Below are 14,606 nucleotides of genomic sequence, written 5' to 3'. Positions count from 1 at the left end.
GTGAGGCGCAGGTTGGAGGGTGTCTTGAACCAGATTGCGCAGTTCAACGTTTCACGACGCTCTGGTAACGACCCGGGGTCATTCCGTAAGCCGCGCGAAAATGCCGATTGAGGTGGCTCTGGTCGGCAAACCCGAGGTCATGGGCGACGTCCGAGGCTGGCGCGCCCATGCGCAACAAACCCTTGGCGCGACGGGTGCGCAGTTGCATGGCCCACTGTCGAGGACTTAACCCGGTGGCTTTCTGAAAGGCGCGCAGCAGGTGGAACTTGGACAGCCCCAACTCATCGCCGAGGTGGTCCAACGGCAGCGATTGATGCAGGTGCGCCGCCAGCAACTCCTGGGCGCGGCTGACCATGGGGTTAGCCGTGGCAGGGGGGCTGGGCAGACGCACGCCGCTGATCGCGACCACCTCTCCCAGCAGCGACACCAAGGCGTCTTCGTTCAGCTCGCGAACCAAGGCGTCGGCGCTCAATGCGCCTTTCACCGCCGCCGCCAGGCGTTGCGCGAGCAGCGGTTGAAAACATAACGGGCGATCAAACTCCAGGTGCGCCAAGCCCAAGTCCGCGGCCAATTGATCCGCCGTGACGTAGAGGCTGACGAACTGCCAAGGCGCGCCATCTGCCGCACCGCCGCCTTGAATCTGCCCTGGGTTGTACAGCGTAATGCTGCCCGGCCCGGCGTCGAATTCCCTGCGGTCCAGCCAGACTTTCTCCTCGCCCACCAGGTTCACGCCGATCACACACTCGTCGTGACTATGGCGAGCGAACGTCAGGCCGGTGCAAACCGTGCTGCTGACTTCGTAGTTGCCAAGCCAGGCGTGTTGCAGGGCTTTCATCGGCATTCTCCGTCAGATACTCAGACGCAGGGCGAGGGCGGCGAGGGTGACCAGCAGCACCGGCAAGGTCAGCACAATCCCGACCTTGAAGTAGTAACCCCAAGTGATGGTGATGCCTTTTCGCGCCAGGATATGCAACCACAGCAAAGTGGCGAGGCTGCCGATGGGGGTGATTTTCGGGCCCAGGTCGCTGCCGATGACGTTGGCGTAGATCATCGCATCCTTAACCACGCCCACGGCATGGCTGTGCTCAATGGACAACGCGCCGATCAGCACTGTGGGCAGGTTGTTCATGACTGACGACAGCAAGGCCGTCAGCACACCGGTGCCCATGGCCGCGCCCCACACGCCGTACTCGGCGAAGGTGTCGAGCCAGGTGGCGAGGTAATCCGTGAGGCCAGCATTACGCAGGCCGTAGACCACCAGGTACATGCCCAAGGAAAAGATCACGATCTGCCACGGCGCTTCCTTCAGCACTTTGCGCGTGGAGATCTTATGGCCCTTGGCGGCGATGACCAGTAAGAGCACGGCACATACGGCGGAAATCGCACTGATGGGAATGCCCAGTGGCTCAAGCGCGAAACAGCCGATCAGCAGGATGCCCAGCACCCACCAGCCAGCGCGGAAGGTGGCACGGTCGTGGACGGCACTGGCGGGGTCGGCCAGGTCGGCGGGGGCGTAGGGTTGCGGGATGTCGCGGCGGAAGAACCACAGCAACACCGCCAGCGTGGCCGCGACGCTGACAAAGTTGACCGGAACCATCACCGCCGCATATTCGTTGAAGCCGATCTTGAAGTAGTCCGCCGAGACGATGTTCACCAGGTTCGATACCACGAGTGGCAGGCTTGCAGTGTCGGCGATAAAGCCTGCACCCATGACGAACGCCAGGGTCGCCGCCGGCGAGAAACGCAGGGCCAGCAGCATCGACATGACAATCGGAGTAAGGATCAGTGCCGCGCCGTCATTGGCGAACAGCGCCGACACCAGCGCACCGAGCAGCACCATATAGGCAAACAAGCGACGGCCGCGTCCACGGCCCCAACGCGCCACATGCAGCGCGGTCCAGGCGAAGAAACCGGCTTCATCCAGCAGCAGGCTGATGATGATCAGCGCGACAAACGTGCCGGTGGCGTTCCAGATGATGTGCCATACCACGGGGATGTCCGAAAGGCTGACCGCGCCGCAGGCGAGGGCCAGGATCGCGCCCAAGGTGGCGCTCCAGCCGACGCCAAGCCCCTTGGGCTGCCAGATAACCAGGACGATGGTGGCGATAAAAATAGCAACGGCGACAAGCATGAATTAACGCTCCGGTGGCTCAGCGGCAGGTGCTGGCCCGTTGTGGTCTGCAACCATGGCGGGTTGTATGAAGGGGGTTAGGGAATATACGTATTTCCCGATATTTCAGCCAAACCTTGTTTCAATTGACGTGGATCAAACACCGACAAATCAACCACAAGTGATTGAAATTAAAATGAAACACGAATGTCCTAAAGTGCCCGCCCATTGCTGAAGAAGGAAGACCCCGCGTGACCCGTGCCACTCGTAACCTGCGCAAGACCCTGGATTCCGTCGCGGAAAATAACGAAACCGCGGCGTTTGACCTGATGCGCGCCGTCGAAAAGCTCGGCGATGAAGTGCTGCGTCAACGCTTGCTCAATACGATTCATCGTCTGAACCAGGACGCCTACGAATTGCGTGAAGCTCGCGACTCGGTGGAGCAGGTCTCTGTAAAGCTCGCTTGAGCAAGATCGTTCAAGACAACTCCCTGATTACGCTGGCATGCTTGTCGACTGTCTGTCGATGAGCCGTCTCCATGCCTACTGCCTTACCTCATTACGCCTTCGCTCGCGGCGCCATCGCCGTTATTCCCTTGTCTCTGGCGTGTGCCCCTTGGGGGCTGCTGGCCGGCTCCATGGCCATCGATGCGCAATTCACCCCGCTGCAGGCCCAAGGCCTTTCCGCCATTGTGTTCGCCGGTGCTGCGCAACTGGTTGCCATCGGGATGGTCAAGAGTGGCGCCAGCCTGATTTCCATCGTGCTGACCACCTTGCTGCTGACGTCCCAGCATTTGCTGTACGGCATGCATATGCGCCCCACGTTGTCGGCACTTAATAGCCGTTGGCGCATGAGCCTGGGGTTTCTACTGACCGATGAGTTCTTCGCCCTGGTCAGCCACTATGATCGCCAGACCTTCAATCGCTGGTATGCCTTGGGCGTCGGCCTGACGTTTTATATCGCCTGGAACCTGTTCACCCTGGCCGGCATCGTGTTGGGCAAAAGCATTCCCGGTCTTGATCAACTGGGCCTGGAATTTTCCATTGCCGCGACGTTTATCGCTCTGATCACTCCCGTTGTGCGGGATGTGCCGACCGTGGTCTGCGTGGCGGTGTCGCTGCTGTGTTCGGTGTGGCTGAGTTTCCTGCACTGGGAGTCAGCGGTGGTGGTGTCCGGCGTGCTGGGCATGAGCGCAGGGTTTGTCTGCAAGCGATTGGGAGTAGGGCAGCGATGATTTACCTGATGATTGTGGCCATGGGCCTGGTGGTATTTCTCAACCGCTACCTGTTTATCGAACCGCGCCTGCCGGTGCGCCTCAACCGAGGGGCGCGGGAGTTTCTCGGGTTTGCCGTGCCGGGGATGCTGACAGCGATTTGCGGGCCGATTATTTTTCTCGCTGACCATCAGCTCAACCTGAGTCCGGCCAATCCCTATTTGCTGGCGGGTATCAGTGCGGTCGCGTTGATGTTCTGGACGCGCAATGTGCTGCTTACGGTGCTGCTGAGCATGGCGTTGTTCTATCTGTTCCGTTGGTGGCTCTGACGCGCAGGCAAAAAAAAGCCCGCGGGAGGGCGGGCAGAAGGGAGACTTCTAAAAATGAGCCAGGCCACTATAGGTGGCGCGCTCCTGCGTCACAGTGAAACAAAGTTCATCCAGGCGTCAGTCAGCTGCGCGGCAATGCTACAGTCGCGTTTTTTTTCATGGAGGCGATGGCATGTACAAGGTGGTAATGGGCGCATTGGTATTGGCGGCACTGACCGGCTGCGCAGGTTCGAAGATGAACGAAGCCCGTTCGGGAGCCCCCTACAAGACTCTGGCATCGGACAAGGCCACCCTGGTGGTTGCCGAGTGCATCCAGTTTGGCTGGCAGGATGAAAGCGTGTTTGGCGTCGATGCCGGCGGCTTCAAAGAGCCGAACGGGGCGGGTGGTTTCACCGTCTACACCACCGGTGGCGATTACTTCGTCGACGTGCAAAGTGCGGGTGCCGGATCGTCCGTCAAATACTACGCCGCCGAGGATGAGATGCCCGCCAAGCGTCGTTTGGCCGCGCTGGCGACTTGTCTGTAGTCCCTTGCCTTAGTCTGTTTAGGAAACGCCCGGCGGGACAGCCGCCGGACATTCGCTTATCATTCTCACTGCTCGCCCGGCTTGATGGCTCTTTACCAGTACAAGGACGTCGAGGCCAAATTGTCGGGCGAGCATCTTTTCCCCTTATCGCGGCATGAATCCCAAGTGCCAGCGACGAGGGATCTTCAGTGACACCACCCCCAACACCCCAGCCAACACAGCGCTGACCAGCAACGCCTTCAGGCCCATCTGCTGTTCCAGCAATGCGCCGATTACGGCCCCCACAAACATGCCGCCCCACGGGATCAACTGCACCCGCCAGCCATTGCGACGCTCGCCCAGCATCCAACGCCCCAGGCCACGGCCAAAACGAGACAACGCACCCGTGACGTAGGTAAGGCCTACGGGCAAACCGTTGACCTCTTCGACGGCCGCATTAAGCATGCCCATTGCAATGATGGCTGCCAGCAACGCGGGCAAGGTATCGTCTGACGGCCACAGCGCGCCTGCGCACAACAACGCAGCAATACACAGCAGCAAAGGTAGTGCATGCCGCTTGCCAAAACGACTCACTACTACGCCCAATGCGTTGCCGACCACGAAGGTGGCGACCAGCAATAACAATCGCGCCGTCAGCCCCAAGTCCCCGGCACTGATTGCCACCGCAAGGCGCGTGGTGTTGCCGCTCATGAACGAAACGAAGTCGCCGCTGGCCATAAAACCGATGGCGTCGGTCATGCCCGCCAGCACCGAAAGACTGGCCACCAGCATCATGCCGACTCGGCCGCGCCAGCGCTGTCGATGGGCAAGTGCAGCATTGACGTAAGGCTTTCGGGACGAAGGCAGCATAGGACCGGGCTCCACGGTGAGATTATCCGGCCACTACGGTAGGGCGCTTTGACCACGCATGCAATGACCTCAGGCAGCTTCCAGGCGCCAGCCCTCCTGCGTCCAGTTCAAGCAGTGCGTCGGCCCGATCGCCTGCACAAACGCTTCATCATGCGACACCACCACCATCGCTCCGCTAAACCCTTGCAGCGCCTGCTCAAAAGCCCTCACCGATTCCAGGTCCAAGTGATTGGTAGGCTCGTCGAGCAGCAACAGTTGCGCGGGCACGTGGCGCCATAGGGCAATCGCCATGGCGGCTTTCAAACGTTCGCCGCCGCTGAGTTGCACCGCGGGTTGTGTCACGCGCAGGGCGTCCAGTTGCAGCAAGGCCAGGCGCGCACGCAACTCGGCTTCGGTCAGCGGCGTACCGAGCAGGTTGAGCTGTTCGATGATCGAGCGCTGGTTGTCCAGCAGGGTGAGATGCTGATCAATGTAGGCACTGGGCACGTGCACGCTGCATTGCCCCGTGACCGCTTGCCATTGGCCAGCCAACAGCTTGAGCAGCGTGGACTTGCCGCAACCGTTCGGCCCATGCACCGCGACACGTACCGGGCCTGTGAGGTGCATGTTGACGCACCTCGCGGGCAGCCACGGCAGTTGGGCATCGATTAAGGTCGCGACTGTGCGCCCGCTGGGCACCGTCGACGCCGGTAACGCGAGCAACGTTGTCGACTCATCCTGTACCCGCTCGTAAGCCTGGCGCACTTGGCTGTCCAGATCTTCTTTGCGGTGCCGATGGGCGCTGCGTACGGTGCTGACGATTTGTGTGGCTGCGCCTTTCCAGCGTGCCTTGGTGAATCGGTCAATGTTGGCGACTTGCGCCTGCTTGCGGGAGTGGGCTGCGTTGCGTTGCAGGCTGTCGTGGTCCTTTTGCAGGCGCTTGCGTTCGCGGCTGCGCTCCAGGCGTGCGTGCTCCAATGCGGCGACAGCGGCCTGCTGTTGGTTGTCTCGTTGCACGCGATAGGCATCGTAATTACCGCCATACACCCGCACGCCGAGGGGCGACAGCTCGATGATGCGCCCCAGGCTATTGAGCAACTGCCGATCATGGCTGACCACCACCAGGCCGCCACGCCAATCAGCCAGAACCCGCAGCAGCCACGAGCGGCCTGCGCTGTCGAGGTGGTTGGTGGGCTCATCAAGCACCAGCAACTGCGGCGCAGACAACAGCGCACCGATCACCACAAGCCGCGCCAGTTGGCCACCGCTGAGTTTCTCGGCAGGCGTGCTGGCACTTAGCTGTGACAACCCCGCTGTATCCAAAGCGCTGCGTAAGCGGTCGGCGAGGTCCCAGCGTTCATTGATCAATGCCAGATCTTCCACGCTGGCGGTGCCTTGGGCCATGCGCTCCAACGCCGCCAAGGCGTCTGCGATTCCCGTGAGTTGGGCGACGGTATCCCCCGGTTCGACGACAACCGCCTGTGGCACATATGCCACGTTTGGCGGGCGATCCAGCGCGCCGGAGGAGGGTGAAAGCAACCCGGCGATCAGCTTGGCGAGAACACTTTTGCCCCGGCCATTGCGCCCCACAATCCCGGTGGGCGTAAGGTCGATGGACAGCGTGAGGTCTTCCAGCAGGGTTTCGCCGTTGGCGAATTGGAAAGACAGGTGTTGCAGGGAAACCAACGCGGGCAGCCGGTTGACGTGAGTCATCAGCACCTCCAAAGCAATGTCGAACAGGCCAACAAGCACGCCAGGCGGCTCGTTGCAGGTACATTCTGGAAGGCTTAGTGGTTCACGTCGGCGGTCATCCCATAGGGCAGAAAGGAGGCAGAGCCTAACTCGCCTTGGCGAGCTGTTCAAGGAACATGGCCAGTGCGACTTCCTCAGCCTTAAGCCCTTTGCGCACCCGAGGCTTGGGTAAGGTGTGCAGTTCGCCCAGGCTGAAATGCTCCAGCACTGCCGGGTGGATATAGCACTTGCGGCACACTGCCGGTGTATTCCCCAACTGCCGGGCCACGTCCTTGACCATGGCCACCACATGCCGTTTGGCGTCGGATTCCGGCTGCCACTCCAACTCACGCAACACGGCGAGCGCCATGGCGGTGCCGGCCCAGGTGCGATAGTCCTTGGCGGTGAAGTCGGCGCCGGTGAGGCTGTGCAGGTACGCATTTACATCATGGGAACTGACGGTGCGCCGCTCGCCGTCTTCGTCCAGATACTGAAACAGATCCTGCCCGGGCAATTCCATGCAGCGCTTGACCACGTTCGCCAAGCGTCGATCCTTGACGCTGACCTGATGCTCCACGCCGCTTTTGCCGCGAAACTGGAACTGAATCTCGCTGCCCTTGACGTCCACATGGCGGTTACGCAGCGTGGTCAAACCGTAGGATTTGTTGTCGCGTGCGTACTGGGTATTGCCGACTCGAATCAAGGTGGCGTCCAGCAGCATCACCACCGTGGCCAGCACTTTTTCTCGGGTGAAACCGGGTTCGGCCAGTTGCGCTTCCAGCTGCTTGCGCAGCTTGGGCAGTGCGCTACCGAACGCTTGCAGGCGTGAGTATTTGTCGGTGTCGCGCACTTCGCGCCAGCGTGGGTGGTAGCGGTATTGCTTGCGTCCACGGGCGTCGCGTCCGGTGGCTTGCAGATGGCCACGCGGGTCGGCGCAGATCCACACGTCGGTGTAGGCGGGCGGGACGGCGAGGGCGTTCAGACGTTTGATTTCGTCCTTGTCTGTGATGCGCTCAGCCTTGGCATTGAAATACTGGAACTTGCCGCGCACATGTTTGCGGCGAATGCCGGGCTGGGTGTCGTCAACGTAATGCAGGTCGCGGGGCAGGTCGGCGGGGATCGCGGAGTCAGGCATAGCGGGTTCCTTGGCAACAAATCAGGCCGGTATGTCTGATTGACCACAGCGTTTTGCGGTCGTGCCAAATGGTTACGCCAGTACCGCGACTGCCTTGATTTGTGCCCACAGCGTCTGGCCCGGATGCAGGTGCAACTGGTCGCGGGAGAAGCGGGTGATGCGCGCCAGCAGGGGCGTGCCCTCGGCTTCCAGGCGTACAAGTACGTGGGCGCTGTTGTCTGCGGGTATTTCCTGGATGACCGTTACCGGCAAGCGGTTGAGGATGCTGCTCGGTTCCGATCCTTGCAGGCTGAGGCTGACGTCTCGCGCCTGCACCTTGACCCGCAGCGCTTTGCCCACGGCCAGCGGTGCATGGGCCACGCGCATGGACAGGGCGCTGTCGGGCAGATGCAGCGTCAGCAACTGATAGTCCGCGTCATAGGCACTGACGGTGCCGTTGATCACCACGCCGGCATCGTCGCCCCGCGCCAACGGCAGGTCGAGCCGCGCCAGGGTTTCGCCGATCGGGCCGCTGGCCAACGCCTTGCCGTCACTGAGCAGCACGATGTGGTCGGCCAGGCGCGCGACTTCATCCTGGGCATGGCTGACGTACAGCACCGGGATGTCCAGTTCGTCGTGCAGGCGTTCCAGGTACGGCAGGATTTCATTTTTTCGCTGGCTGTCGAGGGCGGCCAACGGTTCATCCATCAACAGCAGTTTCGGGCTGGTGAGCAAGGCGCGGGCGATGCCGATGCGCTGGCGTTCACCGCCGGACAAGTGCTGGGGGTTTCGCTCAAGGAGGTGACCGATCCCCAACAGCTCCGTGGCCTGGGCCATGTCCACCCGGCGCTGCTGGCGGGGAATGCGTTTGAGACCAAACTCCAGATTGGCCCGCACCGACAAGTGCGGGAACAGGCTGGCCTCCTGAAACACATAACCCAGCGCGCGTTTATGGGGCGGCACGAACAACCCGCTGCGGCTGTCTTGCCAGACGTCATCGTTGACCTGGATAAAACCGTCGGCGGCGCGCTCCAGCCCGGCGATGCAGCGCAGGCAGGTGGTCTTGCCGGAACCGGAATGCCCGTACAGCGCGGTGACACCACGCCCTGGAAGATGGAGGTCCACCTCCAGGGCAAAGCCGGAATAGTTGAGTTGCAGGCGTACATCAATCATCGACATCAGCTCCAGCCCATCTTGGTTTTACGGCTGGAGTAGAGCGCCAGCAACACGAGGAACGCGAACACCACCATGGCGCCGGCCAACCAATGGGCCTGGGCGTATTCCATGGCTTCAACATGGTCGTAGATCTGCACCGAGACCACGCGGGTCTTGTCCGGGATATTGCCGCCGATCATCAGCACCACGCCAAACTCACCGACAGTGTGGGCAAATCCGAGGATCGAGGCAGTGATAAACCCCGGGCGCGCCAGGGGCAGGATGACCGTAAAGAATGTATCCCATGGATTGGCGCGCAAGGTCGCGGCCACTTCCAATGGGCGAGTGCCGATGGCGGAGAAGGCGTTTTGCAACGGCTGCACCACGAACGGCATGGAATAGATCACCGAACCAATGACGAGCCCGGCGAAACTGAAGGTGAGGGTGCCCAGGCCGAGCCATTGGGTGAACTGGCCGAAGTAGCCATGGGGGCCCATGGTCAGCAGCAGGTAAAAGCCGATTACCGTGGGTGGCAACACCAGCGGCAGGGCCACTATCGCGCCGATGGGACCGCGCCACCAGGAGCGGGTGCGCGACAGCCACAGGGCAATTGGAGTGCCGATGACCAGCAGGATCACGGTGGTCAGTGACGCCAGTTTGATGGTCAACCAGATAGCGGAAAAATCGGCACTCGATAGGGGCATTTATTCGGCCAGCTCGTAACCGTAGGACTTAATGACGGCAGCGGCTTTCGGCCCTTTGAGGTACTCGACCAGCGCTTTGGCAGCGGCGCTGTCTTTGCCTTTGTTGAGGATCACCGCGTCTTGTTTGATCGGGTCGTGCATGGCTGCGGGCACAATCCACGCCGAACCGCTGGTGACTTTGCCGTCTTTATAGATCTGCGACAAGGCGACAAAACCCAGCTCTGCGTTGCCGGTGGACACGAACTGGAATGCCTGGGTGATGTTCTGGCCTTCGACGAGCTTGTCCTTGACCTTCTCGGTCAGGCCTTCTTTCGCCAGTACTTGGGTCGCGGCCAGGCCGTAAGGTGCGGCTTTCGGGTTGGCGATGGACAGGTGCTTGAAGTCGTTTTTCTTCAGGACTTCACCCTTGGCGTCCACATAGCCGTCTTTGGCCGACCACAGCGCGAGGGTGCCCACGGCGTAGGTGAAGCGCGTGCCTTTGACGGTTTCGCCTTCGCTTTCGAGTTTTTGCGGGGTGGTGTCGTCGGCGCTGAGGAACAGTTCAAACGGGGCACCGTTCTTGATCTGGGTGTAGAACTGCCCGGTCGCGCCGTAGGCAGCAACCAGCTTGTGGCCGGTGTCTTTTTCGAAGTCGGCGGCAATAGCCTGGATCGGCGCTGTGAAGTTGGCGGCGACGGCCACTTGCACCTCATCAGCGTGGGCGGAGCCGAAAGAGAATGCAGCGACCAGCAAGGCAAGGCGTGAGGCGTGAATCATCATGAAGCAGCTCCTTGGGATGTACGGCTTGTTCTAGGGAGAAGGGCTAACCGCTATGTATTGGAATATATAGCGGTTAGCCATCGCCGGTACAGCGCAAAGTTGCCACCTATTTCTGGGCTATTTAAGTTTGGCCAGCGTTTGTTCGGCCAGTTCGCGGGTCAGGTCGTAGGTCGTCATGTCTTTGCCAAGGCGCAGTGCCTGGCCTGACCACAGGTTGCTGAAACCCGCTTCATCCTTGGCCTTGAGGGGCATCAAAGCGCCGCCAGCACGCGGAAACGCGGGTGCTGCCGGGTTGATTGCACCCAGTTCACGCATCACCCGGTTGACGATGCCTCGCGCCGGACGGCCGGTGAACAGGTTGGTCAGCGCAGTTTCGCTGGCCTGTGCGTGACGCAGTGCGCGGTGATGGGACGCGCTGACCGTCGCTTCAGGCGTGAATAAATACGCGGTGCCGATTTGTACCGCGCTCGCCCCCAAGGCAAACGCCGCGACAATACCCCGTGCATCGCCAACACCACCGGCGGCAATCACTGGCACCTTCACGGCGTCGACGATCTGGGGTAAGAGGGCGAACAGACCTATCTGCGTGTTGAGGTCATCACTGAGGAATAATCCTCTATGCCCGCCGGCCTCACTGCCCATGGCGATAATTGCGTCGCAACCGTGCTGTTCAAGCCAAACGGCCTCTTCCACGGTGGTGGCCGACGACAACACCCGGGCGCCGGTGGCTTTTACCCGGTCCAACAAGGATGTTTCCGGCAGGCCGAAGTGGAAACTGACGACTTCGGGTCGGAATTCTTCCACTACCCGGCAGGCAGCGTCGTTGAACGGGGCGCGGTCACTGACAGGGGTAGGCGCTTCAAAGTCAGCGCCTAATTCACGGTAGTAAGGCTCCAGCAACGCCTTCCAGCGGCGATCCCGCGCTTCATCTGCTTCGGGCGGCTGGTGGCAGAAGAAGTTGACGTTGATAGGGCGGGCGCTGGCGTGGCGAATAGTGGTCAGTGCCTCGCGCAGTTGCTCGATAGTCAGTGTCGCCGCAGGCATTGAGCCGAGTGCACCGGCTTGGCAGGCCGCAATGACCATTGCAGCGGTAGTGGCACCGGCCATGGGCGCCTGAATGATGGGCAGGTCGATGCCCAATAGGTCGAGAATGCGCGTGTCTGGCCAGTTGCTCATGGGGTGCGTCTCCAGCGATCGTCGGACTTTTCGCTGTTTTAGCAGGGCATCCGCCGTGCGGCCAGTCCGTTTTATTCACTGGACGACGTTGCGTTTTCGTGCGGGTTTAGTGGTCGCGTTCACGGTCGAGCAATTGCTGCTTGCGCTCAACGCCCCAGCGATAGCCGGACAGATCACCATTGCTGCGTACCACGCGGTGACACGGAATCGCGACCGCCAAACAGTTAGCGCCGCAGGCCTGGGCTACAGCCCGGAACGACTTGGGCGCGCCAATGCGCTCGGCAATTTGCCCATAGCTCGCGGTGTCGCCTACCGGTATATCGCGCAACGCCTGCCAGACCCGTTGCTGGAATGCGGTGCCGCGCAGGTCCAACGGCAAATCCAGCCCGAGGGCGGGTGCCTCGATGAAACCTACGACGTGTGCGATCAGCTGTTCGAAGTTGTGGTCGGCTCCCACCAGGTCAGCGTTGGGAAACTGGTCTTGCAGGTCACGTACCAGTTGGTCCGGCTCATCCCCTAGCAGGATCGCGCACACCCCGCGGCTGCTCTGGGCCACCAGAATCGAACCCAGTGAACATTCTCCGACAGCAAACAGGATTGCACTGTTGGTGCCGCCGGCCTTGTAGTCACTGGGTTTCATCCCCAGCAACTGGTCGGCTGATTCATAAAAGCGGCTATTAGAGTTGAAGCCAGCGTCGTACAAGGCATTGGTCACCGTCTGTTTTGCCTTGAGTCCGTTGCGCACTTTTTGTGAGCGATGTGCGCTGGCGTAGCCCTTCGGCGTCAAGCCGGTGACGGCTTTGAAGATCCGATGGAAATGGAAAGGGCTCAGCCCGGCGAGGGTGGCGAGGGTGTTGAGGTTGGGTGGGATTTCTGCCTGCTCGATATGGCGGCAGGCGTCGGCCACCCGTTGTGCGTCTCGCGCGGCCCGTTGAGTCTGATCACCGGCGGCGCGTTTGCTGGGACGATAACCGGCGGCTTCGGCCTGCGCGGGTGTGTCGAAGAATTCGATATTTTCCGGGCGCGGCAAGCGCGAGACGCTGCTGGGACGGCAATACACGCCGGTGGTTTTCACACCGTAGACGAACAGCGTGTCGGCCTTGGAATCACGGGCGAGTATCGCCGCCCAGCGCGGATCTTGTTCGGTAGTCATGTTCGGCACTCTTGACGGATCCCGGCCAGATTAGCCGTGCCGCGCCGGTCAGGCACTCCGAAGCTTGCGCTCAAATTAGCCAGCGGTGCGAAAAGTCAGGTTGATGCGTTGCGGGCCCATGATCGGGTGCACGCCTTCCTTGATCGGCATCACACCATGAAAACGCAGGCGATCAACGCCGCCCCAGACAACCACGTCGCCATGGAACAGCGAGACCTTTTGGGTTTTGTCACTGCGCTGGTGTCCACCAAAAAGGAAAATCGCCGGTAACCCCAGCGAAACCGACACCACGGGCGCGCTGTACTGACGTTCATTCTTGTCTTGATGCAGCGACATTTTGGCGCCTGGTATGTAGCGGTTGATCAGGCAAGCGTCGGGCGCGAAGTCGATAAACCCGGCGTCTGCCGCCGCTAGGACGGCAAGTTGTCGCAAAACATCGGGCAGTGCCGGCCACGGTTGTTGACTGCGCGGATCAAGCGGGCTGTAGCGGTAACCGCTGGTGTCGGTGGTCCAACCCAGGGCGCCGCAACTGCTCAGCGCCGCGGACATGGTGAAACCACCAGGGGTGACCATTTGCCGAAATGGGGATTGAGCCAGCACGCGCCGCAACTCGGGCAGAAGCCGCTCAATCCACGGCAGGGCGAAGCCCCGTAATACGTAGGACTGTTCACCAATTTGCTCGCGCCCTGCGGGTTGTTGCAAGGCGTCATCGGCGAAAAGGTCGGCTGTGGGGCCGGGCATGTTCTTACAGCGCCTTGCTCACGTTGATGTCGGTGATCACATCACTGGCATCATGGATTTTCGCCAAAGCCTGCAAGGCCTCTTCCACGCTGTTGGTCGTCAGTTGGGCGAACTCAAAGCGGCGTTCGCCGTTGAGTTTGTACTTGATTACGTATTTGGTGGTGGTCACGGTGATTTCCTGTGGCGTGTTCGAATCAGCTCAGCTTGGTGCTGGTGCGACGTACAATGCGAATCTTGTGGGACAGCGCGGGTTTGCGCGTAACGCTGATGGCGCGGCGGGTCACTACATCCAGGGTAATGTTCCAAAATCCGGTGCTGGGAGCAGTGATTTTGGCGGGAAACTTGTCGAACGCGCCGCCGTGGTAAGTGTGACGGCCGCCATTTTTAAAGCTGCGAAAATTCGCATCGCTCATCAGGCGGATATTGCAAGTCTGCGAGCATTCGATGACGACGATATCTCCCTCATTGAGGTGCTCGCGCTGGTGAATGAATTTCATGAGGGTGTCTCCAGAAGGGCTTTTTCTGAAAAATCAGAACGATACGTAGGTTAAGATGGAGTTTATCAGCCCCAGCGCGTTTATTATCGGCCTGTCTTCAACGTCGTCGACAATTTAAAACAGTTATTTACCGAGTAATCAGGGATAAATCCTACGTGGGCGGGAGAAAATTACCATCTCGGCTGTCGTAGGGTCTTTAAGTGGAGATTTTGTATGAAGTGGAGTGTGTTGGTTCTGGCCTTGGCGATAGGTGGGTGTGCTTCGGTTGCAGATATCAAGCAGACCCCACCGACGCTGGCGGTCATTTCGGGGAAGAAACCTCAGGAATACGCCGCGTGTGTGGTTCGGAAACTATCTACTACCCGCCGGCCGCCCCAGATCGAGCCGCATAAGGACGGTGGCGTGCAGGTGATCGTTCCACAGAAGTTCTCGGCCGATCCTTCGGCGATTTTCGAAATTGACGAGCGTTCCAGTGGCAGCAGCATCAAGCTGTACGAGAGCATGTCCAACGTGCCGATCCGCCCGGGCGACGTAAAGAAGGCCGGGGAAGAATGCATTTCTGGCTGATGC

18 protein-coding genes are annotated in these 14,606 nt (G+C 60.5%); 5 read left to right on the top strand and 13 right to left on the bottom strand.

Annotated features, from left to right (window positions below; genetic code table 11):
* Nucleotides 1-43: 43 nt before the first annotated feature.
* Nucleotides 44-835, bottom strand: coding sequence for an AraC family transcriptional regulator (locus BW43_RS19045; RefSeq protein ID WP_032885721.1), 792 nt, complete (start codon nucleotides 833-835; stop codon nucleotides 44-46).
* Nucleotides 836-847: 12 nt separating this feature from the next.
* On the bottom strand, nucleotides 848-2,131 hold the full coding sequence (locus BW43_RS19050) for an arsenic transporter (RefSeq protein WP_032885720.1): 1,284 nt from the start codon (nucleotides 2,129-2,131) through the stop codon (nucleotides 848-850).
* Between the two features lie 230 nt (nucleotides 2,132-2,361).
* Here BW43_RS19050 and BW43_RS19055 point away from each other — a divergent pair, with 230 nt between their 5' ends.
* From BW43_RS19055 to BW43_RS19070, 4 genes are all read left to right on the top strand, one after another.
* Nucleotides 2,362-2,577, top strand: a complete 216-nt coding sequence (locus tag BW43_RS19055; RefSeq protein WP_003191339.1) for a hypothetical protein — start codon at nucleotides 2,362-2,364, stop codon at nucleotides 2,575-2,577.
* Nucleotides 2,578-2,648: 71 nt separating this feature from the next.
* Complete coding sequence (locus BW43_RS19060; RefSeq protein WP_032885718.1) at nucleotides 2,649-3,344, top strand: AzlC family ABC transporter permease; 696 nt, start codon at nucleotides 2,649-2,651, stop codon at nucleotides 3,342-3,344.
* Nucleotides 3,341-3,652 carry an AzlD domain-containing protein gene (locus tag BW43_RS19065; RefSeq protein WP_032885717.1) on the top strand — a complete coding sequence of 104 codons (312 nt, stop codon included), beginning with the start codon at nucleotides 3,341-3,343 and terminating at the stop codon, nucleotides 3,650-3,652. The genes BW43_RS19060 and BW43_RS19065 overlap by 4 nt, the downstream gene beginning before the upstream one ends.
* A gap of 172 nt (nucleotides 3,653-3,824) precedes the next feature.
* Nucleotides 3,825-4,178 carry a hypothetical protein gene (locus tag BW43_RS19070; protein ID WP_032885716.1) on the top strand — a complete coding sequence of 118 codons (354 nt, stop codon included), beginning with the start codon at nucleotides 3,825-3,827 and terminating at the stop codon, nucleotides 4,176-4,178.
* A gap of 144 nt (nucleotides 4,179-4,322) precedes the next feature.
* On the opposite strand, the gene BW43_RS19075 is transcribed toward BW43_RS19070, so the two are convergent.
* The 11 genes from BW43_RS19075 to BW43_RS19120 form a co-directional block, all read right to left on the bottom strand.
* Complete coding sequence (locus BW43_RS19075; protein ID WP_032885715.1) at nucleotides 4,323-5,027, bottom strand: YoaK family protein; 705 nt, start codon at nucleotides 5,025-5,027, stop codon at nucleotides 4,323-4,325.
* 69 nt (nucleotides 5,028-5,096) lie between these two features.
* Complete coding sequence (locus BW43_RS19080; RefSeq protein WP_032885753.1) at nucleotides 5,097-6,719, bottom strand: ABC-F family ATP-binding cassette domain-containing protein; 1,623 nt, start codon at nucleotides 6,717-6,719, stop codon at nucleotides 5,097-5,099.
* A 124-nt stretch (nucleotides 6,720-6,843) separates the two neighbouring features.
* Nucleotides 6,844-7,872 carry a DNA topoisomerase IB gene (locus tag BW43_RS19085; protein WP_032885714.1) on the bottom strand — a complete coding sequence of 343 codons (1,029 nt, stop codon included), beginning with the start codon at nucleotides 7,870-7,872 and terminating at the stop codon, nucleotides 6,844-6,846.
* A gap of 72 nt (nucleotides 7,873-7,944) precedes the next feature.
* The gene (gene modC / locus BW43_RS19090) at nucleotides 7,945-9,024 is read right to left on the bottom strand and encodes a molybdenum ABC transporter ATP-binding protein (RefSeq protein ID WP_032885752.1); all 1,080 of its coding nucleotides are present in this window, start codon (nucleotides 9,022-9,024) and stop codon (nucleotides 7,945-7,947) included.
* A gap of 5 nt (nucleotides 9,025-9,029) precedes the next feature.
* On the bottom strand, nucleotides 9,030-9,710 hold the full coding sequence (gene modB, locus BW43_RS19095; protein WP_032885713.1) for a molybdate ABC transporter permease subunit: 681 nt from the start codon (nucleotides 9,708-9,710) through the stop codon (nucleotides 9,030-9,032).
* Nucleotides 9,711-10,469 (bottom strand): molybdate ABC transporter substrate-binding protein, encoded by a 759-nt coding sequence (gene modA, locus BW43_RS19100; protein ID WP_032885712.1) that lies wholly within the window; start codon nucleotides 10,467-10,469, stop codon nucleotides 9,711-9,713.
* 117 nt (nucleotides 10,470-10,586) lie between these two features.
* Nucleotides 10,587-11,645: a nitronate monooxygenase family protein gene (locus tag BW43_RS19105; RefSeq protein WP_032885711.1), complete on the bottom strand. Its 1,059-nt coding sequence runs from the start codon at nucleotides 11,643-11,645 to the stop codon at nucleotides 10,587-10,589.
* Between the two features lie 106 nt (nucleotides 11,646-11,751).
* Complete coding sequence (ada, locus tag BW43_RS19110) at nucleotides 11,752-12,798, bottom strand: bifunctional DNA-binding transcriptional regulator/O6-methylguanine-DNA methyltransferase Ada (protein ID WP_032885710.1); 1,047 nt, start codon at nucleotides 12,796-12,798, stop codon at nucleotides 11,752-11,754.
* A gap of 75 nt (nucleotides 12,799-12,873) precedes the next feature.
* The gene (gene alkB / locus BW43_RS19115) at nucleotides 12,874-13,539 is read right to left on the bottom strand and encodes a DNA oxidative demethylase AlkB (protein ID WP_032885708.1); all 666 of its coding nucleotides are present in this window, start codon (nucleotides 13,537-13,539) and stop codon (nucleotides 12,874-12,876) included.
* 4 nt (nucleotides 13,540-13,543) lie between these two features.
* Nucleotides 13,544-13,708: a hypothetical protein gene (locus BW43_RS28920; RefSeq protein ID WP_095184721.1), complete on the bottom strand. Its 165-nt coding sequence runs from the start codon at nucleotides 13,706-13,708 to the stop codon at nucleotides 13,544-13,546.
* Between the two features lie 25 nt (nucleotides 13,709-13,733).
* A complete protein-coding gene (locus tag BW43_RS19120; RefSeq protein ID WP_003173824.1) occupies nucleotides 13,734-14,036 on the bottom strand; it encodes a DUF1883 domain-containing protein in 303 nt (100 codons plus the stop codon).
* Nucleotides 14,037-14,249: 213 nt separating this feature from the next.
* On the opposite strand from BW43_RS19120, the gene BW43_RS19125 reads away from it, so the two are divergent.
* Nucleotides 14,250-14,603, top strand: a complete 354-nt coding sequence (locus BW43_RS19125; protein ID WP_032885707.1) for a hypothetical protein — start codon at nucleotides 14,250-14,252, stop codon at nucleotides 14,601-14,603.
* Nucleotides 14,604-14,606: the final 3 nt, after the last annotated feature.

The organism is Pseudomonas sp. RIT357 (assembly GCF_000632245.1).
In the GTDB taxonomy this organism is placed as follows: Bacteria; Pseudomonadota; Gammaproteobacteria; order Pseudomonadales; family Pseudomonadaceae; genus Aquipseudomonas; species Aquipseudomonas sivasensis.
This window is presented reverse-complemented; position numbering and strand designations above follow the sequence as displayed.

What these genes read in the sequence shown, in the direction of transcription:
- BW43_RS19045 (WP_032885721.1), bottom strand. Translation starts at nt 835, where the DNA reads ATGAAAGCCCTGCAACACGCCTGGCTTGGCAACTACGAAGTCAGCAGC.
- BW43_RS19050 (WP_032885720.1), bottom strand. Translation starts at nt 2,131, where the DNA reads ATGCTTGTCGCCGTTGCTATTTTTATCGCCACCATCGTCCTGGTTATC.
- BW43_RS19060 (WP_032885718.1), top strand. Translation starts at nt 2,649, where the DNA reads ATGCCTACTGCCTTACCTCATTACGCCTTCGCTCGCGGCGCCATCGCC.
- BW43_RS19065 (WP_032885717.1), top strand. Translation starts at nt 3,341, where the DNA reads ATGATTTACCTGATGATTGTGGCCATGGGCCTGGTGGTATTTCTCAAC.
- BW43_RS19070 (WP_032885716.1), top strand. Translation starts at nt 3,825, where the DNA reads ATGTACAAGGTGGTAATGGGCGCATTGGTATTGGCGGCACTGACCGGC.
- BW43_RS19075 (WP_032885715.1), bottom strand. Translation starts at nt 5,027, where the DNA reads ATGCTGCCTTCGTCCCGAAAGCCTTACGTCAATGCTGCACTTGCCCAT.
- BW43_RS19080 (WP_032885753.1), bottom strand. Translation starts at nt 6,719, where the DNA reads ATGACTCACGTCAACCGGCTGCCCGCGTTGGTTTCCCTGCAACACCTG.
- BW43_RS19085 (WP_032885714.1), bottom strand. Translation starts at nt 7,872, where the DNA reads ATGCCTGACTCCGCGATCCCCGCCGACCTGCCCCGCGACCTGCATTAC.
- modC (WP_032885752.1), bottom strand. Translation starts at nt 9,024, where the DNA reads ATGATTGATGTACGCCTGCAACTCAACTATTCCGGCTTTGCCCTGGAG.
- modB (WP_032885713.1), bottom strand. Translation starts at nt 9,710, where the DNA reads ATGCCCCTATCGAGTGCCGATTTTTCCGCTATCTGGTTGACCATCAAA.
- modA (WP_032885712.1), bottom strand. Translation starts at nt 10,469, where the DNA reads ATGATGATTCACGCCTCACGCCTTGCCTTGCTGGTCGCTGCATTCTCT.
- BW43_RS19105 (WP_032885711.1), bottom strand. Translation starts at nt 11,645, where the DNA reads ATGAGCAACTGGCCAGACACGCGCATTCTCGACCTATTGGGCATCGAC.
- ada (WP_032885710.1), bottom strand. Translation starts at nt 12,798, where the DNA reads ATGACTACCGAACAAGATCCGCGCTGGGCGGCGATACTCGCCCGTGAT.
- alkB (WP_032885708.1), bottom strand. Translation starts at nt 13,539, where the DNA reads ATGCCCGGCCCCACAGCCGACCTTTTCGCCGATGACGCCTTGCAACAA.
- BW43_RS19120 (WP_003173824.1), bottom strand. Translation starts at nt 14,036, where the DNA reads ATGAAATTCATTCACCAGCGCGAGCACCTCAATGAGGGAGATATCGTC.
- BW43_RS19125 (WP_032885707.1), top strand. Translation starts at nt 14,250, where the DNA reads ATGAAGTGGAGTGTGTTGGTTCTGGCCTTGGCGATAGGTGGGTGTGCT.